This window comes from Agaribacter marinus (assembly GCF_030160655.1).
GTDB lineage: Bacteria > Pseudomonadota > Gammaproteobacteria > Enterobacterales > Alteromonadaceae > Glaciecola > Glaciecola marina.
In genome coordinates this window covers 571396-598225 of the sequence record NZ_BSOT01000006.1, presented here as the reverse complement: position 1 = coordinate 598225, position 26830 = coordinate 571396, and the positions used below count along the sequence as shown (strand labels likewise).

The 26830-nt window shown below is 40.7% G+C and carries 20 protein-coding genes and 1 tRNA gene; 7 read left to right on the top strand and 14 right to left on the bottom strand.

Annotation, left to right across the window (positions count from 1 at the left end; translation table 11 throughout):
* Positions 1-56: 56 nt before the first annotated feature.
* A complete protein-coding gene (locus QQK00_RS13415) occupies positions 57-1685 on the bottom strand; it encodes a serine hydrolase domain-containing protein (protein WP_284218088.1) in 1629 nt (542 codons plus the stop codon).
* A gap of 345 nt (positions 1686-2030) precedes the next feature.
* On the opposite strand from QQK00_RS13415, the gene QQK00_RS13410 reads away from it, so the two are divergent.
* Positions 2031-3947: a methyl-accepting chemotaxis protein gene (locus tag QQK00_RS13410; RefSeq protein ID WP_284218087.1), complete on the top strand. Its 1917-nt coding sequence runs from the start codon at positions 2031-2033 to the stop codon at positions 3945-3947.
* A gap of 30 nt (positions 3948-3977) precedes the next feature.
* Here QQK00_RS13410 and QQK00_RS13405 read toward each other — a convergent pair whose 3' ends face one another.
* On the bottom strand, positions 3978-5144 hold the full coding sequence (locus QQK00_RS13405) for a helix-turn-helix domain-containing protein (RefSeq protein WP_284218086.1): 1167 nt from the start codon (positions 5142-5144) through the stop codon (positions 3978-3980).
* A 127-nt stretch (positions 5145-5271) separates the two neighbouring features.
* The gene (locus QQK00_RS13400) at positions 5272-6342 is read right to left on the bottom strand and encodes a haloalkane dehalogenase (protein WP_284218084.1); all 1071 of its coding nucleotides are present in this window, start codon (positions 6340-6342) and stop codon (positions 5272-5274) included.
* Between the two features lie 330 nt (positions 6343-6672).
* On the opposite strand from QQK00_RS13400, the gene QQK00_RS13395 reads away from it, so the two are divergent.
* Together QQK00_RS13395 and QQK00_RS13390 are read left to right on the top strand one after the other, a co-directional pair.
* Complete coding sequence (locus tag QQK00_RS13395; protein ID WP_284218083.1) at positions 6673-8376, top strand: CocE/NonD family hydrolase; 1704 nt, start codon at positions 6673-6675, stop codon at positions 8374-8376.
* 133 nt (positions 8377-8509) lie between these two features.
* Complete coding sequence (locus tag QQK00_RS13390; RefSeq protein ID WP_284218082.1) at positions 8510-9322, top strand: MBL fold metallo-hydrolase; 813 nt, start codon at positions 8510-8512, stop codon at positions 9320-9322.
* Between the two features lie 23 nt (positions 9323-9345).
* Here QQK00_RS13390 and QQK00_RS13385 read toward each other — a convergent pair whose 3' ends face one another.
* The 4 genes from QQK00_RS13385 to QQK00_RS13370 all read right to left on the bottom strand — a co-directional run bounded on the left by QQK00_RS13385 (position 9346) and on the right by QQK00_RS13370 (position 14656).
* The gene (locus tag QQK00_RS13385) at positions 9346-10011 is read right to left on the bottom strand and encodes an SDR family oxidoreductase (RefSeq protein WP_284218081.1); all 666 of its coding nucleotides are present in this window, start codon (positions 10009-10011) and stop codon (positions 9346-9348) included.
* A gap of 266 nt (positions 10012-10277) precedes the next feature.
* Positions 10278-11753 (bottom strand): carbohydrate-binding protein, encoded by a 1476-nt coding sequence (locus tag QQK00_RS13380; protein ID WP_284218080.1) that lies wholly within the window; start codon positions 11751-11753, stop codon positions 10278-10280.
* Positions 11754-12166: 413 nt separating this feature from the next.
* Positions 12167-13723 carry a tetratricopeptide repeat protein gene (locus tag QQK00_RS13375; protein WP_284218079.1) on the bottom strand — a complete coding sequence of 519 codons (1557 nt, stop codon included), beginning with the start codon at positions 13721-13723 and terminating at the stop codon, positions 12167-12169.
* Positions 13724-13852: 129 nt separating this feature from the next.
* On the bottom strand, positions 13853-14656 hold the full coding sequence (locus QQK00_RS13370; RefSeq protein WP_284218078.1) for a hypothetical protein: 804 nt from the start codon (positions 14654-14656) through the stop codon (positions 13853-13855).
* Positions 14657-15017: 361 nt separating this feature from the next.
* Here QQK00_RS13370 and QQK00_RS13365 point away from each other — a divergent pair, with 361 nt between their 5' ends.
* Positions 15018-15845, top strand: a complete 828-nt coding sequence (locus QQK00_RS13365) for a hypothetical protein (protein WP_284218077.1) — start codon at positions 15018-15020, stop codon at positions 15843-15845.
* 445 nt (positions 15846-16290) lie between these two features.
* Entirely contained in the window at positions 16291-16584 is a 294-nt protein-coding gene (locus tag QQK00_RS13360; protein WP_284218076.1) for a PepSY domain-containing protein, read from the top strand.
* 29 nt (positions 16585-16613) lie between these two features.
* On the opposite strand, the gene QQK00_RS13355 is transcribed toward QQK00_RS13360, so the two are convergent.
* The 3 genes from QQK00_RS13355 to QQK00_RS13345 are packed head-to-tail and all read right to left on the bottom strand — an operon-like array spanning position 16614 to position 23017.
* Positions 16614-18908, bottom strand: coding sequence for a DUF5916 domain-containing protein (locus tag QQK00_RS13355; RefSeq protein WP_284218075.1), 2295 nt, complete (start codon positions 18906-18908; stop codon positions 16614-16616).
* A 58-nt stretch (positions 18909-18966) separates the two neighbouring features.
* Complete coding sequence (locus QQK00_RS13350; protein WP_284218074.1) at positions 18967-19641, bottom strand: response regulator transcription factor; 675 nt, start codon at positions 19639-19641, stop codon at positions 18967-18969.
* 28 nt (positions 19642-19669) lie between these two features.
* Complete coding sequence (locus QQK00_RS13345; RefSeq protein WP_284218072.1) at positions 19670-23017, bottom strand: ligand-binding sensor domain-containing protein; 3348 nt, start codon at positions 23015-23017, stop codon at positions 19670-19672.
* A 274-nt stretch (positions 23018-23291) separates the two neighbouring features.
* Between QQK00_RS13345 and QQK00_RS13340 the strand changes: the two genes are divergently transcribed.
* The gene (locus QQK00_RS13340; protein WP_284218071.1) at positions 23292-23885 is read left to right on the top strand and encodes an outer membrane beta-barrel protein; all 594 of its coding nucleotides are present in this window, start codon (positions 23292-23294) and stop codon (positions 23883-23885) included.
* Here QQK00_RS13340 and QQK00_RS13335 read toward each other — a convergent pair whose 3' ends face one another.
* The 4 genes from QQK00_RS13335 to mutY form a co-directional block, all read right to left on the bottom strand.
* The gene (locus QQK00_RS13335; RefSeq protein ID WP_284218331.1) at positions 23886-24167 is read right to left on the bottom strand and encodes a helix-turn-helix domain-containing protein; all 282 of its coding nucleotides are present in this window, start codon (positions 24165-24167) and stop codon (positions 23886-23888) included.
* Positions 24168-24330: 163 nt separating this feature from the next.
* Positions 24331-24406 (bottom strand) — tRNA-Phe (locus QQK00_RS13330).
* 124 nt (positions 24407-24530) lie between these two features.
* The gene (locus QQK00_RS13325; protein ID WP_284218070.1) at positions 24531-24803 is read right to left on the bottom strand and encodes an oxidative damage protection protein; all 273 of its coding nucleotides are present in this window, start codon (positions 24801-24803) and stop codon (positions 24531-24533) included.
* A 9-nt stretch (positions 24804-24812) separates the two neighbouring features.
* On the bottom strand, positions 24813-25871 hold the full coding sequence (gene mutY / locus QQK00_RS13320; RefSeq protein ID WP_284218069.1) for an A/G-specific adenine glycosylase: 1059 nt from the start codon (positions 25869-25871) through the stop codon (positions 24813-24815).
* Positions 25872-26052: 181 nt separating this feature from the next.
* On the opposite strand from mutY, the gene QQK00_RS13315 reads away from it, so the two are divergent.
* The gene (locus tag QQK00_RS13315; RefSeq protein ID WP_284218068.1) at positions 26053-26796 is read left to right on the top strand and encodes an alpha/beta fold hydrolase; all 744 of its coding nucleotides are present in this window, start codon (positions 26053-26055) and stop codon (positions 26794-26796) included.
* Positions 26797-26830 lie beyond the last annotated feature (34 nt).

Below are 26830 nucleotides of genomic sequence, written 5' to 3'. Positions count from 1 at the left end.
TTGAAAAAGTAGATTAAGGCTTTACTCATTACATTGATATCTGTTTTAAAGAAAATCTATAGGCGAGCGATAGTGTTTTCATCAAATAGCAATGCACGCCCTTGATTATCTATAGGCACCGCCTGATTATTCAGTAATACAACAGCTCGCGAACCATCAAGATAGAAGCCAACAAAAGCGCTAAAACCAGCGGTCATTCCGTTGTGCCAAGCAAACTCATTGCCTAGTTTGTCTTTATCAAGCATCCAACCTAAGGCTTGCCCGCAACATGCCGAAAACTCGACTCTCTCAGTGAATAGTATGTTAGCTAACTGCGGATCGACTTTATTAAGATTCATCACATATTGAACATACCTTATCATATCGTCTAGGTTTGCCACTACGGCACCTGCACCTGATGCGGCGGCAAAAGACCACGGCTCAACCGCTTGACCTACGCTTGAATAACCCTGAGCAAGTTTCCCTTTTCCTATGTCTGACGTCGACGCAACATAAGATGCTTTCATTGCTAGCGGCTCAAAGATCTTTTTGCTAACCAAATCAGTGTAAGATACTCCTTCGGCAACCGCCATAACCTCCGCTAATACCGAACTACCATAGTTAGAATATGTATGGTTCTTTTCCGTCAACTTAACTGATGCCAAATCCTGTTTTAAATGTTCCCTAGTAAGATTTGTAAAAGGGTTAGTAGGATGCGCAATTGACCTCAAAATGCCTGGGTTACGAGGCAAGCCGCTGGTATGTGTGGCTACAGACACCAGAGATATCTCTGGCGCACCTATAAAATATGTAGATATAGAGTCTTCTAAGGCAAGCCTTTTTGCAGACACTTCCTTTGCTAGCAATAAGGTGGTGAATGTTTTTGTTACTGAACCAATTTCATATTGTGTCGTGCTTGTATGTTCACCTATATGTTTTTTTTCGACGTTGTGTTGTGTAATAACGGCAACACTGCCACCTTGCTCGCCAAAATCTGGTTGCTGATACTGCACATGCGCATTCTCGGCAGAAACTTTAGTGAGCGTAAGCGGAATACTTGTTCCTTGCGTAAAGTTGCCTACGTATGCTGCTTGCTTGTGTTTGCCAAGGTAACTTGCATTCAACATTGCCGACGCAAAACTGAGCGTTGTGTCATCAATCGAAATACTGTCAATTGGAATGCCATAACTATTTTGAGCAGGGCTGTCTAAAGTCGCAGAAAACCCATCGTGCAGCACTGCCACATTTAACGCTAAAGGTAAAACTATGTTGGCATTTACTTTTAAGTCGCCTGTATATTTACCTTCGAATTTCATTCTAGAGAGCGCCGTATCATCCAACTTATAAAGGCGGAGTTGCGTGTCTTTTCCCTGCGTGAACACACCCGATATTTCATTCTTATTTGCGCCACTTAGCGCACCAGAAAAGCTTGCATTAAGAGAAGTATCCGTAAATTCAACTTTACCATCATTGATGGTAAATGACGTGGGTACCTTTGCTTTCATGCCTTGATTGGGACTGTCCATTGTAAGTACAGAGTTGTTGTCAGTGATGTTAAATCCAATAGGGATAGATACTCCTTCTTGTAAGGTTAAAAGCCCTCGCCAAACACCGTCTAGGCTTTGTTGTGCAAAGGCCGAAGGCAGTGCTGTAAGCAATAACAAAACGCTTAATCCTGCCGCACCAATTTTCTTTAAAATGTTCATTTTAATCTTCCTCTTAATTTCATTCGAGCTACTCAAACTGAGCTTATTGCTGGTTATGTCTGAACAAAATCTACTAAGAAAAAACGGAACAAACACAAAAATATGTCAAACGGGGATTACGACTGATTAACGGTAAATAGATAGGGTGTCAATACCAAATTTTAGGACTGGCACTGCTAATCGGCGACATTCCTAAACATTAAACTATCGTCGAAATAGCATTCTAGAAATTATTCTATCAGTCGATAATTATTGCATTAGGTTGTAGCGCGTTTACAACAAAGTTAGTAACTCGATCGAACAGCAGCGGACTGCTTAGATCAAAATTAACGAGATTCTAAAGAAATGCTAGCATTCTCTATCAAACAAAAAATTATCGTAACCTTAACCGTGTTGGTTGTGATAACCGCCGTATCGATAGGCACATTGAGTATATTTACTGCGCGTACAACTATCTCAGATAGAGTGCTCAACACTGAGCTACCAAGCACAGTGACAAAAATTGCTTCTGATATTAATGCGCAAATCAAAAATATGCAGACTATTGCTTCTCAAGTAGCAAACGATCCTTATATTCATGATTGGGTAGAAAATGGCGAGACCGGAAACGGCGAAGCGCTACTCATTGATAAATTAGGCGGAATTGCACTAAAGCATGGCCTATCTTCAGTGTCTTTTGCTGACAAGAGCACCAATAAATACTGGGACCAAAATGGCTTTAAACGTGTTCTCTCGCCGGGAAAAGCGGATAGTTGGTATTTTGCCTACGTTGACAGCAATGCAGAAAACATGGTGAGCATGCACACCTCCTCTAACTCTGGCAAAACCAATCTGTTTGTAAATTTTCAGCAAACAAACGGGAGGGGCTTATCTGGCACAGCGCGTTCATTCGATGACGTCATTACCACCTTGAAGAATTACCGTATCGAACAAACTGGTTTTGTATACTTACTCGATGCCAAAGGATTCATACAACTGCATAACGACCCTGAAGTAAAAAAGAAGACGACACTTGCTGACTTGTATGAAAAAGAACTTGGGGCAACGCTGTTAAATAAAAAAGCGTTTAGCTTGGTTGAATTGGAACACAAAGGAAAAGAAATATTACTGGCTACCGGATACATCCCCAATATGGATTGGTATTTAGTTGCCGAAGTACCTACGGAAGAATTGTTCGCTTCAATCAATAGCGCAATATGGAAAATAGCCTTATGGTCAATCGCCATTGTTATCGTTGGCTTCATATTAGCTAACATTATCTCGTCTTCAGTGAGCAAACCGATTGATGAATTAGCAAACTTATTTCAACGTTTAGGTGAAGGCGGCTCTGATTTATCTTACCGCCTATCCACAGACGGACAAAAAGAAGTCGCGTTGGTGGCAGATGGGTACAATAAATTCGTAGACAAACTTGAAACAGTCTTCAATGACGTTGCAGCAAATGGCGTTGACTTACATGAAGTATCGAAAAAGCTGAAACAAGATGCCGAATCTACTATGCACGATGTTGAGCTAGGAACTGCAAGCACAATCAAAGTCGCTGAACAACTTGAGAATGTAAGTACTAGCACCACCGAGGTGGTATCAAACGCCGACAATGCAAATGAAATAAGTCAGCATATTGCAACCAATGGAAAGAAAATCGCTGACGTTATTAGCAATTCTCAGATAGAGATAAATCAACTTGCTAGCAAGATTAATGACGTGTCATCCGTCATTAAGTCGCTAACCACCAATACCGAAACCATCGCAGGCACACTGGCAACGATTCAAGCAATATCTGACCAAACAAACTTACTTGCCCTTAACGCGGCCATTGAAGCAGCCAGAGCGGGCGATCAAGGTCGTGGATTCGCGGTGGTGGCCGACGAAGTAAGAACGCTGGCACACAGAACCGCAAACTCGACGAAAGAAATTCAAGGCATTATGGATGAATTAATGCAATCATCAGAAAATGCAACGACCGAAATAAACTCTATTGTAGAACAGTCTAAGTCATCGTCGTCTTCTATTGCAGTGGCACAAGAAATACTAGTGGAGAACAGAGAGCTATTTGAGCAAATAGGCACAAGCTGTGAACAAGTGTCCCATGCTGTCGGCGGACAATCTCATTCGATAGACTCAATAAACGGTCATATGGATGAGATGCGCGGCACTGCATCAAGAAACGTGAAAAGCGTCCAGCAAATCACAAATCAAATCAGTAACCTTGATCAACTTGCTAGCCATCTCGAATTGTTAATGAGTGAATACCAAAAATAACGAGATTACCGAGAAGTTGAACGACTAGGCTCAATTAACACAGACACTTTGGTTGCTACTCTTTCTAAAATCACTGGGCGTTTGTCCCGTGATTTTCTTAAATAAGGTGTTAAACGTACTTTTACTATTAAAACCTGCATCTTCGAATACGCGTTGTATCGTTTTTGATTTTGCGTCATGTAGTTTGAGTTGCTCAGCCGCGTCCATTACTCGATACTCGTTCACAAAATCGTAAAAATTTTTGTTGTGATGGCGATTGATTATCATCGAAACTCGTCGCTCGGAAACACCTAAAGAATCTGCCAACCCTTCCAAACGAAGATCAGGATCTTGATACACCTTTACATTTAGCATTAGGTTGTTCAACTGCTCAATAATTTCTGGACTTTCTTCCCAAGCCGAATCCTTTGTATTTTCGTGCTCAAGAGGCAAGGTTACTTCTGCAATATTGGCAACTGACTGACTAAACACCACCATACATGTCACTAAAATCAGGGGCGGAATATTGTTAACAGTGCCCAACTTACTCGCCACTTGAGAGTAACCCAATATGCCACAAAAAAAGCAAATCAACCCAATGATCCATACCAGCACAAAACCAGTGGCGCAGTAACGCATCCAGTCAAGCTTGAGTTTATCTACATTAGAATAGGTCGCTTTAATTTGCGTATCAAAACGCTGCATTTGCCTAATTGCAACAATACCGAAATATACCGACATACTTGCCAATATCACCAGGGAAATACCATAGTTTTTGGCGTAAGGATCCTTGTCCATCCATATATTACTGGCGATAGACAAAAATAATACGCAGGCAACGCTAAGTGATTTTTTTGAAAGAAAATTGGGATTCTCACCCATCATCGCTTTGCTACACCAATATAAAAGAATACCTTGTGTACCATAAATGATAAAAAATGGCGCAAAATGAAAGGGATAGAAGAACTCTATAGTATCTGCGTTAAGATTCTTGTTGTAGTAAAACACGGTGTAAATAGCCACAACACCTTGACCCAATAGAAACCCAGAAAGCGTGTAGTCTGCGTTACTGCGATCGCGTTTTAACATCAAAGGTAAAATCAACAGCATCGCTACAAAGCCTGTCGCCAACACAAACATGTCATACATATTGAAGATGTATGAAAACAAGAGTGATGAATATTCCCCGAAAGATTGTGTCCCTGTGTGTTTTTCCATATAACCCATGCCAGCGCAACGAATGGTAGTGCAACGGTATTTTTAGCACAATCGCAGGCACAAAAGAAGGTTCGAATAAACGATATACTCCTATTCGAACCTTTTATTCAAGTAAATTCGCCTGTTGTTACAACTTATTGGCATCCATCCACATCGCAATGGCAGTGCCAATGCCGTCAGGATTATGTTCTTGCATAAAATGGCTCCCCTCACCCATATTGTGAATAGTAATATCTGATAAATTTTGACGCATCCACTCAACTGCCCAGCGCTGCGTAACAAATCCTTTATCGAGATGAAGCAGTAATTTGGGCAAGTCTTTTCGCGTTCGCAGGTATGTATTGTACTTCGCCATCATGTCGACAGTATATTTTGGGGTTTTCCCGTCTATAGGTACATCACGAGGAAATTGCAACATGGGCATTCTATTTTTGCCTTCCGAAAAAGGTTCGCGATATGCATTCATTTCATCTTCGGTTAACCATCCGACAAACCCAGCCAAGGTCAATTGCTCCAAAAAGAAATTGTCTTCAAGAATCATTTTCTCCCCAACACCCGGCGTTTTAATTTGACTTAAGATTTGGCCAAATTGCTCTACGGTCGAAGGCCCTTGTGCGTCAAGTTTCGGTTTTTGCATGCCGTAAGGCGGCTGAATTGGAGGCACTGCAACAGCAGCTTCCATAAAGGCTATTGCTTTCACATTATCAGGGTTAGTTGCTGCATAATTGAAACCAAGAATCGATCCCCAATCATGAATCACCAAGGTAATATCTTTTAAGTTCAGTTGCTCCATGAAACCTTGTAAATATTCCGCATGCTCAGGCGCTTTATAACTAATATCTGGCTTGTCAGATTTACCAAAGCCAATGAGGTCAAGTGCAATAACACGGTGTTTATCCTCTAAATGCGGAATAATGTTGCGCCATAAATATGACCAGGTGGGTTGACCATGGATCATCACAATTGTCGAGCCTTTACCGCCGGTATCCACGTAATGCATCTTTGCGCCTTTTACTTCCACATAATGTGATTTGTAAGGGAAATCATGCCTTGCTAACTCAACAGTAGTGCTCGTCTGAACATTCGCACTTGCCTGTTTTTCTTCAGCGTTCGCTGAGGCCAACAACGTACCGAATACGCTTACCACCACTATCGTAACGCTCGTAATCAACGTTGCGGTGACATCTGTCAGTTTCATACCTACTCCTTTCTGGACTTAAAGTTTTCATTCGTTTGCTGTTTGTCTTCGTCGATATTCTTTTATTTTCCGACATATGACAGCGCTATAAACAGGCATTCATATGACGAGTTAACTTATAAACGAAAGACCCAGCATATCGCTGAATTTAATCAAATGTTTTTCTAAACAAGATATTTTTCTTTATTAATCATTTAGTTATTAACTAACAGGGTGAAAAAGACGGTGGAAAACACTGCAATAAGTTTCACGTTCACTTCACGCTTGCATGACAAATCACTGATATGTGCCTTGATAAACTCTAGCTCCCTATACTAGTGAGAGAACGATATGGATATATCGAAAGCACTGCATAATTTAACCGCCTTAGCATTCGTGACAATGTTTGTTTCAGGATGTGGAAGTGATACAACAACAGTTACGCCTATCCCCTCGCCCCCTGAGGTAAATGAAAATCTTGCCGTATTTGCAGATGGCAGTGAGTTCATTTTTGAAAAAGATGTCCGCATACAGATGCGTGATGGTATAACGCTCTCAGCCAATGTATTTCGTCCCAACAGTGACGGCACATACCCTGTCATTATGGCGATGACCCCCTACAACAAAGATTGGTTGGACGTAGAATATGAAGAAAGTGATGGGCATATCAACGTTTCAGAGTTCGCCACTTTTGAGCAAGCTGATCCTGCATTTTGGGTGCCCAATGGCTATGTGGTCATCGCCGTTGATAACCGCGGAATGAACCTGTCAGAAGGTGATATGGCAATATTGAATGATCAAGAAGCGCAAGACTATTATGATGCAATTGAGTGGGCAGGTGTACAAGCCTGGTCAAATGGAAATGTCGGGCTAAATGGCGTTTCTTATATGGCAATGAACCAATGGAAAGTCGCCGAACTTGCACCACCTCACCTCAAAGCGTTTATGCCTTGGGAAGGCTTAACAGATTTGTATCGCGACTTTGCTTATCATGGCGGTATTGGTGGAAATTCATTTTTACAAGGTTGGTGGATGTTTCGAATTTTGGAAAACAAACACCCAAACGCCGCTGAGCAAAACCTTTTTAACCAAGTGCAACAAACCCCTTTTTTCGACGCGTTTTACGAACATCACTCACCGAGCAACTTATCATCAATAAACATCCCTGCTTATGTAGTCGCCAGTTGGCCCGACCATGGACTCCATACTCGTGGGACGCTAGCAGGTTTTGAGCAAATTCAATCGCCCTATAAATGGCTTGAAATTCATGGCAGAAAAAAATGGGAATGGTACTACTCTGATGAAGCAAAACTGCGTCAACTATCATTCTTTAACCATTTTTTAGCGGATAACGACAAAAGTATTATGGAACAACCCAGCGTCACTTATGAATTGCGCTCAGCGTATTATGAAGGTGAAACCAAATATGCTGAAAATTGGCCGCTCTCCTTAGGCTATGAAACCGTACTCTATTTAAACGCGATAAATAATCAACTATCAGAAAGCATGCCATCGTCACCCAGTAAAAGTGAATATAATACCGATACCGATACTGATACCGTCAGTGAAAGTGAGCGAGTTGTTTTTAGTCATACATTCAGCAATGACACTGAAATTACGGGTGGCATGAAAGCAGTGCTTTGGATTTCTTTAGAGGGTGCACAAGACACCGACATTTTTGTCGGCATTCAAAAGCACGATATAAATGGGGAGGTAGTACACTTTTTTGGCAATGACATCGAAAACGGTCAAGTAGCCAATGGTTGGCTTCGCGCAAGTCATAGAGAACAAGATCTAAACAGGTCCTCTTTTTTAACGCCTTATCACCTTCATCAACAAGCGCAACCAATCCTTGAAGATGACATTGTTGAGGTAGAAATAGAAATCCTTCCATCATCTACCTTATTTCGCGCTGGCGAACGTTTATCAATAGTCATACAAGGCACTGACATTGAAGAAAGCGGCTTAGAACACGAATCAATTAGCCAAGGAAAAGTCATTATTCATACTAGTGAGCAATATCCATCTAGGCTACAGTTGCAGCAATTTTTTTAGATTGCTCGTGACAAATCATTGATCGACTAGCGTTTGCATTTATTTGCTGTAATATGCAAAAAAACAAGATTTGTTTGATTGGTCAAGATATAAGAGTAAGCCGTTGATTTTTAAATTAAAAACACGAAGACTTATGTTTGTTGTAAGTCTTTATTTATCCTGCATGACTATTGTCAAAGCACATGATTCATCTGCGACGTATTTAGCTAACGAAGCGGTGCTTGTGAGCAATGGACATACTAAAGTACTTTTTGACCCTTTCTTTCATAAAAGCTTTAATCAGTATCTACTTGTACCTCAAAAAACGTTAGCCGCCATTTTTGCTGGTGAGGCCCCCTTTGATAACATTGACGCAATTGTAATTAGCCATGCTCATGGTGATCATTTTGCAGCAGACGACGTTGCTCGCTATTTGGAAAAATTCCCGGCAACCAAATTAGTAGCGCCTCAGCAGGCCATTAAAACCCTACAAGTTTTACCAAATGTAGGTACTATTTCATCTCAGCTAATACCGATCACACTAGCATTTAATGACTCGCCAAAGACAATGCAAATCGGAAATATAACCTTTGAAGGTGTGAGAATTCCGCATGCCGGTTGGCCTGGCAGAGCGAATATCGAAAATATTGTATTTAGAGTGACCATTGCTGATGACAAAAAAGGCGCAATTACCGTTATGCATATGGGCGATGCCGATCCAAATGACGATCATTATTTGCCATACAAAGATCACTGGACAGCTCGCAAGACGCATATGGCATTTCCCCCGTATTGGTTCTTCTACTCTATGGAAGGTAACTACATATTGGACGAATTACTCAATGCACATGAGCACGTTGGTATTCATGTACCCACGATAGTACCTAAGGAACTCAAGGCATCTGGGAAGGATTATTTCTCAACATCTGGTGAAAAACGAACAATCAATCGTTCTGTAACACCCTAGCGTGTATGCGCAATGGATGACGCCTACCACGGTAACAACTCACCACTCGTATGAACGAAAATACCGCTTGTCTCTATACTCAATTCATCCATTCGCTTGATTAGTCCCTGGGCTGACTCACTAGCATCAATCAAACCGTTGCCGTTGGTCATTTGTGTGCGTACATAGCCTGGATGAAGTAAGGCCACGGCAATACCGTCGTTAGCCAAATCAATACTCAAACATTTGCCAATCATATTAACTGCGGTTTTAGACACTCTGTATGCATAATTATTAGCGCTCGTATTGTCGTCGATAGATCCTACTCTGGAACTCACAATACCGACTTTGCTTCCGCTACCAAGTTTTGGTACAAGTGCCATTACTGTGCGTAAAGCACCTAAGGCATTTATGTCAAAGTGTTTTTTCATACTCTCCATATTTAAGTGAGGAAAAGTATCAGAAACCAGCACCCCTGCATTGTGAATTAGTATATCGACGTGATCTATTGGTAATGCTTTTGCCAAACCTTGAACACTTTTATCATCAGTAACATCAATCCCTTCAATTACAGTGCAAGAAAGGCCTTTGAGTGCGTCACTTGCTTGACGACAAATAGCAAATACGCGATGACCAGCCGTAGAGTATTGGCGAGCAAATTCAAGCCCAATACCTTTGTTTGTGCCAATGATAACAATATTTAATGACATATAGAGTCCTTACGTTTGACTGCCTTAACCTCGAGCATAACTGTCTTAACATCGAACACAATATCGTAGCTGAAGTATGTAACGGACAATAGAGTACACTATTTTTGCGGCCTGTTGGTATTAGTAAGAAATGTTTTAAACCAAAATTACCTGTACAGAAAATACAAAAAAGGCCTGATTAGCTCAGGCCTAAAAAATTACTCAGCCAGCACAAGCTAAGCAATTTTGAGGTGCAAATATCACAAGGATATTTAAATTTAAGGCACTTACTGATTGTCCATAATTTGTTGGAAAAACTCCCACTGAACCTCAGTCCAATCAATATCTTGATTCACAGAACTTGTTGGATTGTCAATCATAGCGCCTGGCCAATGATGACCACCATTATTGACCCGGTAATGAACAACTGGATACCCGCTGTCACAATTTTGGAATTCCAGTTTTGTGACCGTACTACCATCATCGGGATCAGTATCAGCAATATCGGTTGAAACCGGCGTTAAATCACAACCATTACGTGTTGCATATAGCTCATTCGTCGCAGGTATACTTGTCAGGAAGTTGTCATCGCCTTCATAAGGGAAAACCTCATCTTCAGTGCCATTTGAGCTTATCACAGGCATACGAGGATTAAGTGTGCACAACTCGATTTCCGGTGCAATTTGTGTGGCAATGTTTAATGCAACGCCTGCAATTAAATCAGGTACATGACAAATGAGTCCAGCTATAAATAAACCGCCATTTGAATGGCCACTCACAAACACTTTATCAGGGTCTACGTTATACAACTCAACCGCTTCAGCGATAACGGCCTCAACATATTCCACATCGTGAAAACCACCTAAATCAACACCAAAAAAGGCGTCCCATACTCGAGCTGGAGGCTCACCATTAGGTCCCTCAGCTGTCGCTAGACTATGCGGATAAATAAGTACTGGACCATGCTCATCGCTAACATCATTATACTGTGTGAGCGCACGAGCAGTAGCGGCTGTACCACCAGCCCCATGAAACATCAGTACTAAGGGGCGTTTTTCACCTGTTTCGTAGCCTTTAGGTAAATGCGCAATGTAAAGACGTTCATTGCCTTCGACTTCTAAGTGCTTCACTATTTCTGGTGGTGGAATGTCATTCTCCGGCGGTAACGGCTCCGGTTCAGGCGCAGATCCAATAGGCGTAAATCTTATCCAATCGGCATTCCACTGCCACTCTTCACCAAAACTTTCGACTCTAACGACGCGCTCGCCAGCATGTATGACTAAATCGTCAGCCACCACCTGAACATCTAATACACTCCAATCACCCGTTGACACCAAGGCACCTGAACCAACGATGTAACCATCAACATAAATACGAATATTACGATCACCGGGCGCTGGCACACCAGCGCGCACTTCAAGTTGATATGTCGCGCTGCCTACAAAATTAACGTCGTATTCACCCCAATCTTTATTCTGGTTGAAGTTGATACCGCCCAGCGAGTCACCTTCTGTTGAAAAAGCTTGAAACCCAGTACTAAACGCGTCATCGTCAAAAGATATACCGCCGGTTGCTACAAAATCTTCAAGCTCTACGGTAACGACTTCTGGTTCTGGCTCAGGTTCTGGTTCTGGTTCGGGCTCAGGTTCGGGCGTTGGTGCAGGCGCTGGGGTTGGTTCAGGCAAAATAGGGGAGTCGTCGTCATTACACGCGCTCAAGGATAACGCAAGCATGACTGAAAAGAGTGGAGTCAAACGATTCATAAAAGCAGTCCGTTAATTTATTGGTTAAGAACGTCCAACACTTATTAGCATTCGTGTGCTTTCGCGTGCTGGTGCATAAAAAAACACTGGACTATTTAGCTTTTAACGATTGTCTAATTTTCAAAATGTAAACAGCCCGGGTGTGCCGCTGTACATTAGAAATAGAGGGGGGGCCTAATCTTATAATTTTCTTATTTTTTGGTTAATTTAGAAAAATAATAGAATTTTTCGTACATTTTTTGTACTAAAAAATGAGAGGTTGGCAACTCGCGTAAAATACGGGATACCGTGAAACGAGGTAAAAATTGAGTCGTATAACACCAATCGAACGTAGTTTCGACTGCAAACAAAAAGACCGAATAAGCCAATAAAGCTTATTCGATCATTTAAACGGAGGTCTTTTATGGACTAAACTAGCTAGGTTGATCTTTAACAGTGACGCGACCGGTTCGCCACAACTCGAGTAACGCTTCCCAATACGCAACATCCCAGTTGTATTTTTCACCCAAAGAGATCGCATTTTCCATATATCCTACCACTTGCGTAAAATCTCTATTGTCTCGGTCTTTGTGAGATACAGCGACCAAGAAATTATACTCCGGGTTGTTTTCCTGGCTATCTTCAATACTATCGAGTAACGCAATCGCCTCGGACACATTAATAAGACGCTTGTCTTTTGCCAGTAATTTTAACTCTGCCGCTTTTAAGGCCGCCGCTTTATGGCCATCATTTGCAGCAGACATATACCAATATAGTGCCTTGTCTTCTTCATTCATCACCCATGGGCTAGCATGCAGAACTCTAGCCAATTGATACTGCGCCTTTGCATAACCATATTTGCTTGACTGTGTCAGCCAATCAATTGCTTCGGCAATATTCGTTTGGTCACGGTAAAGCCTTAAGCCATACTCATATTGAGCGATTGGATGCCCGGCGGCAGCAACTTTAGCAAGCACGGCTTTTGCTTCCCCTTCTTCTTGATTTAACCAAGGAAAGTTATAAAGCGTCATCGCATACTGAAACTTATCATTCAAATCATCACTTTTCTTTAGATTACGCGCCAAGCGCTTCACTCGGAAATAAAAGTCTTTGTTTTGCTCTTTAATGCCGAACCTATCAAAGTTTGCAATCCCTAGATAGGTTCTGTTTGTAAACTCAACGCGTTTGCCTTGAAACGCCGGCGGGGGCAATGTAGTTTGCACAAAACGTTGAATCAGCGTCGTAGGATTACCCAATATTTGAACCGTCTGCAAATTACGTATTGAGCCATCCTCACCTAGGTCGTAATCAACAATTGCAAAGGGTAATCGACGCCTAAGCTTATCTGATTCATCGATATTTTTTAATCCTCCGCTTGCAAGGTATGACGTGGTAATGTCATCGTCAAAAATAGTCGAAAACTCATCAAACCCTCCATTATCAAATCCACCGCCATCAAAAATGAAAGGTTGATCAAACACACCTAATTCAAAATCAGAGCCTGTGTATTTATTGTCTAACGTGGCGTGCCCACCAAATGTTACCGTTTCATCTAGAAGAGCGACGTTCAGTTGAGGGAAAAACCGTTCTTCAATAGCTAGTTTACCCGTATTCTGTTTTGCTACTTGTATCTTTTCTAAGATACCTTGTTGAGTCTGCTCATCTAAACTCGCTAACATATTATCCACAACATTTTGAGCATCACTAAAATGGTATTCGGCTGCTAAGGCAAACCAAACTAAGGCTTTTGTTTTGTTAACCGGCATGCCCAAGCCTTTGTAATTCATCGCACCTAACTGATAAAAGGCATGGGGACTTCCAATAGATGCAGCTTCGGCATAAGCTAACGCAGCGCCTTTGTAATCGTTTGCGACAAACAACTTGTCTGCTTTAAAAACATCATCAGCTACAACTTTTGTGGATATAAAAATGCTTAATACAAGCGTAAAAATCAAAAAAATATTAAAATATACTAGCCTTAATATTGCCATATATAAAAACTCTCCTTGCTTATTATTTATGCAATATAGTCTTCGCTAGCTTAACTGTCAATTGACCTAAACCCATCGTATACCCTGAAAGTACATAAGCCAAAAATACGCAAGTCAAATCATTCCCTTCTATTTTTCATAGGTACCACAGCGTTTTTTCCATCCTTGCAACCATTTTTGCTCAACGCCTTTTTGTGGTGAGTTTTCGACACGCCTCGTCAACACATATTCACACGCGTGACGAAAGGCTGTATTAATTGATTCAGTATCTTCGTCGATATTCAGCAATACTTGCAACAAGCCCCACCCCTGCCCCTCGTATTTTTCGGTTTTTGATATGCCTTCACCCTTAAAATTGACGTAGTCAATCAATGCGTACATACCTAATTCATTGCTTGCCAATTGATGAAAACGCGCTACCACAAGCGCTTCTTCTTGTTTGTTAGTGACATTTTTGAGCATCGCAGGCAGCGCGTTGCGCATGCGCTGATAAATAAAGTTTACTTGATGTTCAAACGTACTTGCTAGCAATGCCCGTAATTCTGCCATTTGCGCGCTGTCCTGCGCTTGTTGAAACGATTGCTTATTTGACCATGGGCAATATCGCTGCGCTTGCAACCAAGAAGGAAGTATCACGCCTTGTTGTTGTATATAATCAAGTAGCGCAGGAAATGTCTCCGTAAACGGACTATTAATGCCTTCAGGAAACCAGATAAAATGCCCTAAGCCTAGGCTGGCAAATGATTCACCGGCGTTCCAAGCAACTAAATAAGCCGGATTACTACCAGTTTCATTTTGATAAATTTTCTTACCGATTGACCTTAGTTGATGCGCATCTAGGGTAGGGATGTCATCTGAGGATTGAGCAAAGAGTGAAAAGATAAAGAGCGACATCACAATAAGCGATTTATAAAAAGTAATTTTTGCGAACATTATATTAAGTAACCTAAAACATTTACGACAAGTGCAATTATGTAATTACCCCCGGCTGCGCGACACGTTGATTATTGTCATGCTGATTATGGTGTGTGCCCAATAATTTTCAGGGGATACTTGCTTATACACTCGCATACTCCTTTATCGCAGATACTGTCGCTTCTACGCATTACTCTTTGGCTTTCTTTCTTCAGATAAGTAATGATGTCAATATTTTTTACACTATTCATACTCCTCTGAGTGAATTTAGCATAAGTAACTGAAAATCAAAAGAATAATTATTGGTTAAAATCTTGCTTACGCCCAACGCCAACGACATTCGGTCGCATCCGACCAATTATAACTAGGATTTTAATAAGTGAATTTAAAAAATTTTAATATCAGACTTGGGTTTTTCTTACTAGTCAGTTTGTTTTCCGCCAATACACTGCATGCAGCTCCATTATTTTTTGACAATGGTGGTATCAATATTGTTGATACCGATGTTCGCCCAGATTTCCTTATAGTAGACAACAGTACTTCGGGTGACGCGACGACAGTTGTGTTAGCTGATGGTGCGCAAGTAGGCACAGACACCGTAATCGTCGACGATACTAGTGTGGTTGTGTTTGGTTCGTCACTAGTTGAGATAAATGGTGGCATGATTGAGAATGACGCACATACATATGATATTGCAGCACTGAATATGTTTGGCGGAGAAATCGGAGATGATATTCTTGCGTTTGATGATTCGATTGTAAATGTTTTTGGCGGCCTGGTAGGTGACGACGTGGAGGCGAGTGACAACAGCTTTGTTACATTGTGGGGCGGCGCGTTTAACGAAGATATTGAGGCCTTCGATATCGCTTCAATTTTGATCTTTGGCGGAATGTTTGCGGCAGATGGCTTAGGCCGTTTGGACAGCGGTTTAGCGGCATTTGATGAAAGTACTATTACGCTTTTTGGCTCAGATTTTTATGTAAATGGCACAGCATATATGGGCGGTTTAATTACTGAGCTTTCTGGCACCATCAGTGGTGTATTGCAAGATGGCAGTAACTTCTTTATGCCTTTTATGCAAGATATCGCTGGGCAAATATCGATTATTGAAACTAGTGTAGAGGTATCAGAACCATCACCGGCATTGCTTGCTGCGTTAGGCTTATTCCTTATCCTAATTTCGCGCAAATCTATACAATCGAAGTAATTCCCTACATGAACGCTGTAGTTCGGCTATATCGCTAACTCAATTGTTTAAATGGCTATCAGGCGAATGACTAAATCTAATCGTTTCATGAGCCTTCTTGCGCGCTAGCGTGACAAGCTCATGGTATGAGATCCATCACTGCTCACAATGTCTGCTATGATTATTGCACCTGCCGAACCATAGCGCAAGTGATGAGCCCTCACGCACCAACATAAAGCTTGAAAGTAAACATTAAAAAACTTTATGATTGTCTTCAAAGAGCGCCTTAAAAGTATGATGTAAAGCTATGGCTGCTCAAAACATGTTACGAACTCTGAAGGTTTCATAAATTTTTAAACTACGCTATGTAAGACAAAATCTAAAAATGGCTATAAGCCCATCAAACACATTTTCGATTATCTTTAAATTGATAACCATCGCGTTATTTTTACAAATAATAGTATTGATGTTTTATAATCCACTGAAAGCTGCGGAAAATAGCCATAAAAACAAAGACGTATGGATTAAGGCGCCGGCAGAAACTAACCAAAACGCACTGACAAAAGGTCAGCTAAAAGCGATAATTAAACAGCGTTATAAAAACGCTCGCGTCAAAGATGTTGATATCGAAGTTTATAATGGCCAAAAAGTATATGACGTTGATTTCATCTATCGAGGTAAACCTTATGAGGCTTTTATTACGGCTAAAGGACGTATACTAAAAGTACAAATTGACCCTAATGTTGATGATGGCGATTAATGCGGTCGCTACATCACAAGATAATTACCCTAATAATGGTACTTAAATTTCATCACTAGGTTTTCTTCATCTGCGTTATTAATAGCACTATTGATAAACTTACGTCGCGATTTTGGCAATCCTGAAATTTCTTGTTCACTACCTCGGCTATAGACCAAATAAAATTCAGCTAATGCGCTAATTTCATAGCGATAACGAACCTGCAGTGCAAACTCACTTTCAGAAAAGCTCTCTAGATCTTGCTGCGCTGCGCGGTAAATTTGATTGTCTCTGCCAACTTCAATCACCTGATTAGCGTCAGCTTCAACACTAACAGCTTCCAGCTTTAGTCGTATCTCATGTTTGTCCGCGATGTGGGCCGATACATTCAAAGCAATCGATAACTCGTCAATGGCAAAGTCACCGAGCTGGTTTTGTTTTTCATAGTCTGGCTCATCTTCATCCAACACAATTGCGTCTTCATCACCTAGCCAAATTAATCCGTGTTCAAATTTTTGATATTCAATTTCAAGTTCCACGTTCATCCAGTGGTCAATTTGCAGTGACGGTGTAATTTCAAGCGTGCTGTAGGCGCCATCCAACCCTTGAGAACCTATACCAGCCGACACTTCAAACTGAAACCAATAATCTTGCGCTGTAGTATAACCGAGTACAAATTCAGTTTTCTTTGGCAGATAGGCAACATTACTTCCCCTTGTAATAAGATCGTCATCACCGGCGGCAATATAAAGCACTTCAAATTCCCACGCCGCTGTAGAGGGTTGTATTGTGGTCATGTCGAGCTCGAACTCTATCGGTAAATCATCATTACTTTTATTATTCTGTGCGGTAAAATTCACTTCGACTATAATGTCTCGCAGCCAAGTGCTTTCCAATTCAGGCCATTCATAACTGCTTTTGTATAAAAACTGTTGCCGATCAACTTGTTTGACAAAACCGAAATCTGAAATATCAAATTTTTCACCATAATTAAGCAGCGAAATTTCATTAGACCATACTTCACTTACTTGAAAATCGGCTTTTAACCACCACGCGATATCGCTTATCTTAGGGTTAATATGAGTACGGTGATGGGCATTCGTGTTGTTAATCGGATGCAGACTGTACTCAGTGATCTGACTTTGAATAAGTTGCGCTGAGATAAACAGCTGTTCATTTACTTCCAACAAGCCGTCTACCGCGGTTGTTTGTGCTTTTCGATTAATACTGGGGCTATCGACAAATGTTTGAATAATGCCAGTATTCCAACTTTCTGCTTTATACTGGCCTCTAACAGCAAGAAAATCACGGCCATCAAGATGCCTGTTGTCGGCTTCAAAGGCACCCAAAATACTCACATCAAAGTGTTCACCTAATTGCGTAAAACGAATGGCCGCATCAATATCTCGAGCCTGCTCTTTATCACCAGCCCCGCCAATGCGTGGTGTATGAATAACACGCAGTGATTCTGGCCCCCAAATATCGAACAACTCATTGTTCTCACGAAAAAATGGACGTTTTTCAGAGGAAAATGTTTCAATAGCACTAAAATTTATCACCAAATCATTTGATTCAACTTGCCCATAGTCGGGGTTTACCGACAAGTTGATTTGTTGGTTATTGTTTGGTTTCCAAAAAACCTCCATGCCAGCCTTATAATGATTTTCGCCGGCTAATAAATCATGATTAAGTGTAAAGTACGGAAAATAATCTAATTGTGGTTGGTAAGTGGTAACAGCATGATAGGTTTTGAATTCGTCCATAAACGTTAATTGTGAACGATTGATAGCGGGATATGAAAACGCTTGTCGCAATTCCTGATGCCAGCGAGAAAAATAAAGTTTAACATCGCGTGTCGTACTTTGCTGTTTGTTGCTGATAACAGCCGTCCAAGGAATAAATAGTTCGGTTTGCCAGTGTGTTTCATCAATTGTCACTCCATGCAACCAATTTCCATTCCAGTCAATTTGTTCACGATTTTTATTATGCCAAACTGAATCTTGCACGGCGTTATTACGGCTAACTTTAAAACCAAAAGCACGTTTACCTTGGCCATCAAAATCAACAATTAATTCGTTGAAATCAGTTTTTATTTGTTCATCGCGTAAACTCGTATGCGTAACACCGGAAGATTGATTTTGTTGATTAATAAAACCGACATATAAACCATATTCATCGCTATAAACCAAAACTTCAGTTACAAATACTGGTTCATGCAATGAATAAGGTTGAGTGACTTTAAAATGATCGTAGCGTATTGCTTGGAGCCAATGCGCCTCATCAAGATAACCGTCAATAAAACCAGCGTATTGTTGCCCCAAAACGGTATTTGATAAAGAAATCATAAAAAATACCAAAAACGCAGGGAAAGAATATAAGCGCCTAAAAAATGTTTTTTGTGGGTTATTCAACAGCATCAATATAATAACCAAAACCACGGCGGGTCTTGATCAAATCAGTCACTTGGTGTGCTTTTAACTTCCGTCTGACGGCAGAAATATGAGCTTCAATTGCATTTCTGGTTACACTGCTGTAGCTGTCATACAGGTGATTTTCTATATTATTGAACGTCATGACCTTGCCTTGATTCATGGTTAATAATGCTAATATTGAATACTCATTTGGCGTAAGATTCACCGCCTGTTTGTTTACCGCAACCGACCGCATGTCAATATCAACCTTAAGCTTACCAAAGACCATCACATTATTATGTAATTGGTATTTTCGCCGTATTAATGACTTGATTCTCGCGTGTAACTCATCGAAGTCAAACGGTTTACATAAATAGTCATCCGCGCCTAAATCTAAGCCTAAAATACGATCATCCACTTGATCTTTGGCGGAAATGACAATCACCGCACTCTCTTTTTTACGGTGGCGAATTTCTTTCAATACACTTAAGCCATCAACTTCAGGCAGCATTAGGTCTAACAACACCACATCATAATGATTAACCCTCAAATACGCTATCGCTTCACGACCATTACCAGTAGTATCAACAGTAAACCCCAAATGTTTAAGCCCTAATTGTAAAGACTTTCTTAAACGTTGTGAGTCTTCAACTATCAGCAATTTCATCGCGCCCTTTCCTTGTCATGAATAAATTTTAAACTATTGGTATTTTCCCAATACTAATAGTAAAAATTTGATGCTCGTTTACCGTCACGTCTACCGTTAAAGACAACATTCTCGCGTAAGATTGAATTAATGACATCCCCAAGCCAGCATGTTGCTCTGATGATCTCGCTAAATCTTTTCGCCACATGCGGTTAAACATATTAAGAAGATCTTGTTCCGTAAGCAATTCAATCATTTGATTACTAATAGATAAACAGTAATAGCCATCCTGCGTGGTCATTAATTTCACGTCAATAGTGGTATTATTTGGCGCATACTCTATCGCATTGGAGATGATATTGTTAAGTATTAGCCGGAATTCTGCCGCACTTGAGTGAATCAGGCTCTCCTGCGATAAATCTGTACTCAGACTGAATTGCTTACTGTTTATTTCAGTTTTATAGTTTTCCCAAACCCTCAGTAACATGTCAGTCAGATCTATGTCAGACAAATGAATCGCGACAACGCCGAGGTCAGCTCTTACTAATGCAAGTAAATTATTGACCATCTGTTGCATTTGTAATGCGGCATCAAGTGTATCTTGATAAAAAGGCTGTGCTTGCGCGGGATCATCAGGCCACCTTAACGCTACTTCGGCCATGGTCCGCAATTCAGCAATCGGCGTTCTCAATTCATGCGCCACATCAGCAGTAAAACGCTGTTCTTTTTGATAACTTTCTTTTAAAAATAGTGCTTCTTCTTTTTTTTGCTCCATCGCTAAACGATTTCTTTCTTGACGAAAACGCAATGTCAGCGCAAGAAAAATGAGGCTAACAATAATCAAAGCATATATAAGCTTAGCCCACCAAGTTAACCAAGGAGCTGCGGCAATATTGATGTCAATACCTGCGTTTTGCAAAGACCATAAGCCGTCATTATTGGTTGCCTTGACCTCAAAACGATAATTACCTGCAGGAATATTGGTATAAGAAGCGTACCGTCTATTCCCTACAAACTGCCATGTTTGATCAAACCCCAACAACCGGTAAGCATACTGGTTCTTATTGGCAATGGTAAAATCTAACGCACTAAATTCAAAAGCAAACATGGTTTGTTGATGGTTTAAATTAATAACATTGGTCTCTGTGATTGAAAATGCCAGTAGCCCACGTTGTGATGGCTTAACCGATTGATTCATCACTTGAAAGTCGGTGAACTGCACCTTAGGCGGGAAAGGATTAGTAATCACTGTTTCAGGTTTAACGTGATCAATACCTTTACTACCACCAAAGAACAACTCGCCATTTTTGTTAATATGTGCAGAACCTGTTTGAAAATACGCATTTGAAAGGCCATCATCACGGTCAAAATTGCTAAACTCCATACGCGCTGGGTTAAAACGCGTAAGTCCCCGCTGCGTGCTCAGCCAAAGCTGGTTGTTTTGATCGATAACAATATTATTGACCACATTCGAAGGTAAACCATGTTCTTCTGTATAAAGGGTAAATTGACCACTGTCAGGATTATAATGATTTAGACCAAAGTGAGTGCCTATCCAAAGACCACCTTTGTGGTCTGATTTAACCGTATTAACAATATTGCTACTCAATGAATTCGCTTGTTCTGGATTATTCTTTAAAACAATAGTTTGTTTTGAGCTGGGATTATAGACAATCACCCCTGACTCTTTAGTACCAAGCCAAAGCATACCGTCATCCAGTTCAAGAATACTTGAAATATCAGCAGCCACGACTTCATTTCCGTCATTCATTAATAAAGGATGATATTGAATATCATCTAAGCTAGGCGAAATTCTCGCTATAGTGCCAACACCAGCACTCATCCAGATATATTGCGAGGGCCCTATATGCAATGTCGCTATCGAATTTTTTGTGGCATTAAGTGTAATCCTTTCAAAAGTTTGATGTTGGCGGTCAAGTTTATAGAAGCCTCCGTCGTCTGTTGCCAGAAATAAATTAGCTTTAGTATCTTCAGAAATTGCGGTGATGACATTATTGTTTAAGCCTGAGTTAATATCTGACGCATGATAATGGCGAGTTGTGCCATTATTTTGATATTCAAATAACCCTTCGTTTTCAGTGCCTATCCACAAGCTGTCGAGGCTGTCTTGATAAATGGCATTCACTGGATGACTATACCATTGAGCTTCTCCGGCACGGTTTAACGAGCTTTTATGAAATTTTTTCGGTTTCAGATCTACATGGTTTAGGCCTGCGTTTTTGGTGGCAACCCATAAATTATGACTACTGTCGAGCAATAACGCGGATAAGCGGTTGCTACTTAGCCCTGTTTTATTATTTGGCTGATGATGAAAACGCGAGAAATTCTGTTGTTCTGAGTTGAATAGATTTAACCCATTTTCGGTAGCAACCCAAAGCCTACTTTCTTGGTCGAATAACAAATCTTCAATTGAATTGCTGCTCACACTATCACTAACCGAACTGTCATACTGAAAATGGCTAAAACGGTTTTTATCACGTTCGAAATAGTTTAAGCCCGCTTCTTCCGTACCTATCCATAAATTACCGTGTTTATCCTCCAAAATAGACGATATTTCGTTATGGCTTAAACTGTTAACATCATCTTCTTGGTAGCGATAGCAAGTAAATGTTTGGTTTGCTGGTTGATAACTTGATAAACCATTTTCTGTACCCGCCCATATAAGGTTTTGACTATCGATAAAAAGCGTTTTTATTTCGTTATCACACAATGAATGACTATCATCATCGCCAGCAAGATAATGATGAAACTTGCCCGTAGTTTGATTGAGAACATTAAGACCACCACCTTCTGTGCCGATCCATAGGTTACCTTCGTCATCCTGAGCAAGTGCATGGATAACGTTGTGACTGATGTTATCATTTGCCAAACCGCTGTCCGCTATGTTAATTAATGCAGCATCGAGAGGGATTACCTCATCATCACTTAACGCATCCCAATTAACCTCTTTGATTTGATCATTGAAAAAATGGACAAAACGTTCGCTTTTAGGGTCAAACTTGTTGAGCCCGCCGCCTTCAGTTCCTAACCAAATAAAGCCATCACGATCTTCAAGTATGCTTGCTATTTCGTTATGAGAAAGGCTGGCTTGATCACTTGGAATATTGTTATACATTTTGAGTTCGTAACCATCATATCGCTTTAAGCCATTTTCAGTGCCGATCCACAAAAAACCATGGCTATCTTGCATGATTGCGGTCACGTTATTTAATAAAAAGTCTGGTTGTGTTGATAGTGTTTTGAACACAAGTGAGTTAGGCGCAAGAAAGTTATCTGTCGAGGAAACACAAGGCACAATTAACGCCAAAACAACCCCAAAAAAATAGGTTAAAACGCTTACTTTTTTATTGTTTTCAGCATCATTGTTCTGCTTCACTACTCAAGATCTCTACTTTATCTATTCAAATTAGAAAACTATATTAAGTGTTAATCAATAATAGTGCACATCTTCAGCAAATCTTCAGAGCCGTTTGCTCTAATAGCTTACAAGGTAACTTAATGTACTTTGTTATCAAACGAAATAGTTGCCTGCCGAAATTAAGTAGTCTCAAAAAAGACAACATTAAGTCCTTTGACACAATAAGCACAAAGCTGATGTAAGTGACTATCGGCTAATTAAGACAAAATTCGATAATAGGATGTAATATTTCATGATTTTAAAACGAACGAATATCAAAGCTAAACAAATAGCCTTTTGTTTAAGGAAAATTAAATTTAATAGGACAAAAATAGCTGTACTGCTAACCAGCTCATTATCATTAACCTGCCAAGCAAACGACTTAAGTTCGGGATTTTATGGTGGATTTGGTATCGCTAATATCTCCGCTGAAGAAAAAGGAGCATCGAGCAAAGAGACCGGCTTAACACTTATTGGCGGATACAAATATTCTAAGTACCTAAGTTACGAAGCATCATTATTTAACCTTGGTGACCATAAAACATTAGGGATGAAAGGTAAGGGGTTAAGTATCAGCACGATTGGCAGCTACCCCATTACTGAAACAATCGATTTATTTGCTGAATTTGGAGGCGTGTCGATAAATTTGGATATCAATGAAGCACAGAATTTAGCGAACACTTCGCATAATCAAGAATCATTAAAAGACGGGAGAGACTCAAGTATCTATTATGCATTGGGCGCCAAATATAAAATCAAAAATTGGAGTTTTGTTATTAAGACAGTAAGCATAGATCTTGATGCAGATATAACGATGTTATCTACACAAGTGCATTACCATTTTTAATCAAACGATTGATTCCCCAAAGTCCCAGCAAGAGCGACTTGGATCAGCAATAATGCCATTCAATGCATCAATCCCTGGCTTGTCACTGCTAATGCCGAGTTCACGGCAAATATCATTCACCTTTTTTCCGAACTCAGCTAGCTTTAAAATTACAACAATTTGAGATTCGGTAAGTTTACGTTTGAGCGGCACCTTAGTTAGGAATGTTGTATTTTCTATAAATCCTTTACGCGGTTTAGAGAGACTCTCTAACGGAAATGGTTTGGTGGTGGGGCAAGCCAATTTGTTGCATAAACTAAGGTAAATACAACAAGACCGATATTATTAGAAGCCGTTCTTCATGAGCAATCATAGAACGGCTTTTTTGATCGTATTCTAAAAAATTTAAATACTGCTAAAAACAGAAAAGCCAGCAATCGCTTGCTGGCTTTTCTGTTTTTAATAATGGTGCCTCGACCCGGGATCGAACCAGGGACACGCGGATTTTCAATCCGCTGCTCTACCAACTGAGCTATCGAGGCATCAGCTTCTCACTGTGGACGCGTATTAAACGGATTTACGCCCTCTAAGTCAATAGCTTTTTGGTAAAAAAATGGCTTTTTTTGGCCATTCCATCATTATTTGACCAATTGACAGTTTAATTGCCTATTTACTAGGCGGCACGTAACCTTCAATCGTCGGCTCTTTGCCTTCAAACAAAAACGCGACCATTTGCTCTTCTAAAAACTTACGATCGTCGGCTTGCATCATATTGAGTTTTTTTTCATTAATTAGCATGGTCTGCTTTTTCTGCCATATACCAAATGCCTCTTTAGAAATATTGTCAAAAATACGTTTACCGATATCACCAGGATAAAGTTGAAAATCTAGCCCATCAGCTTCTTTTTTTAGGTGTTCACAATACACTGTACGACTCATATTATTTCCTTAGTAACGCGCTTTTAGTTGCTTAAATATCTTAACCGTGGGAGTGGCTAAACCAATTTGTGATTCTTCATGAATTGAAAACCAAGCATGCTCACTTTCATTAATTTCAAGCCTTGGCTCATTCATCTCTATTAATATGGGCGAAATATCCAAATGAAAGTGGCTAAACGTATGCCTAAAACCCTCTAATTCGCGAATTGTAGCAGATGCTTGACCACTCAAGTGTCTGATGCGTTGTTTTGAATCTTCATGCGACGTTTCAATAAACCCCCACAATCCTCCCCAAATACCGGTGCTAGGCCGTTTTTGTAGAAAGACGCTACCCTTACAAAATGGAATCAGCATACGCACTGCTTTTACAGGTAGGGCTTTTTTAGGTTTTTTGTGAGGCAACTCTGACTGTCGGCCCTGAGCGTTTGCCAAACAATGCGACGTCACAGGGCAACTGTCACAACTTGGTTTTGACCGCGTACACAAGGTAGCCCCCATATCCATCATTGCCTGCGTATAATCATCAAAACGTGCACGTGGCTTTAATGACTCCGCTAATGTCCAAAGTTGTGCTTCAATTTTAGCCTGTCCAGGCCAACCTTCGATCGCAAAATAGCGAGATAGCACACGCTTTACGTTACCATCCATAATCACATAAGCTTGATTGTCAGCCAAAGACAAAATGGCCGCCGCCGTAGAGCGCCCTATACCGGGCAAGGCAAGCACAGCGTCAAAGCTACTAGGAAATTTGCTACTATGCTCATCTCTTACTTTTTGCGCTGCTTTATGCAAATTTCTGGCGCGCGCGTAATACCCCAAACCAGTCCACAAATGAAGCACGTCGTCTTGAGCCGCATTTGCTAAATCACAAACGGTGGGGAACTTCGCCATAAAACGCTCAAAATAGGGAATCACTGTGGCGACTTGTGTTTGCTGTAACATAATTTCTGATACCCAAACAGAATACCGTGTTTTTTGCTGCTGCCAAGGAAGGTGTTTTCGACCGTGTGTTGTATACCACGTGAGAATTTTCTCACTAAAACCAAAATCGTTGTTCTTACTGACCATACGTGCGGCTAACGCCCTTTTTTGTCATTAACTTCAATTACTCATTATCTTTACTGTAAATGCTGGCGCTTCTGTTTAATAGGTGAAACGCTATCATATGTATGTTCATTTGCAGCACATAGAGTAGATAATTATACTCACCTCCATCATACAAGCTTTTTAGCGAAATAGACCCAATTAAATGCCAAATCCCCATAGCGACATAACCATTTCCTCGCCCGTTATTTTTATCCCAGGGACTTTATGTGATGAACGAATTTGGTTGCCAACTTGGGACAAAATGACAATGGAACAGCGGGACTATTCGCCGCTTCAATGGGCTAATTCTCTTGAAGACATGCTAGCGCTAACCCAAGACAGAGTCGACAGCTACGATGAACAAGTGCACCTAGTGAGTTTCTCAATGGGAGGTTACATAGCTGCCTTATTGGCTTTACACCCAAAGAATCAAAACAAGATTAAAAGCTTATCTTTTGTTTGCTATGACCCAAATGGCTTGTCCAAAGAAGAAACACTCAGGCGCAAGAATGTGTTGAATTCTCTCAAGCGCGCCAAAAACACTAATGCATTGAGTCAAGCGAGCTTATCTCAATATTTCACAACACAAGAAGTACAAGAGGCGCAATATCCGCAAACTGTGTTAGCCATGGCTTCGGATTTGGGCATAGGTGTGATGAGGGCTCACATGGCATCCACAACGCCACGAGAGGATCTGTCGTCACAGTTATCTCAGCTATCAACACCTCAACTATGGATTGCTGCGCAGTACGACAAGATAGCCAAGGCTGATGCAATTAAAGAGCACTGTTTACGCTCACCCTCGGCAACCTTTGAGTTACTTCCAAACACTGCTCACATGACCCCTTTAACTAGCGCCAAGGATCTTGCGAGCTTACTTACCGCGCAACTCACCAATTGCAATTAATGAAAGTCCTGAGATAATACACCACTATTTTTTA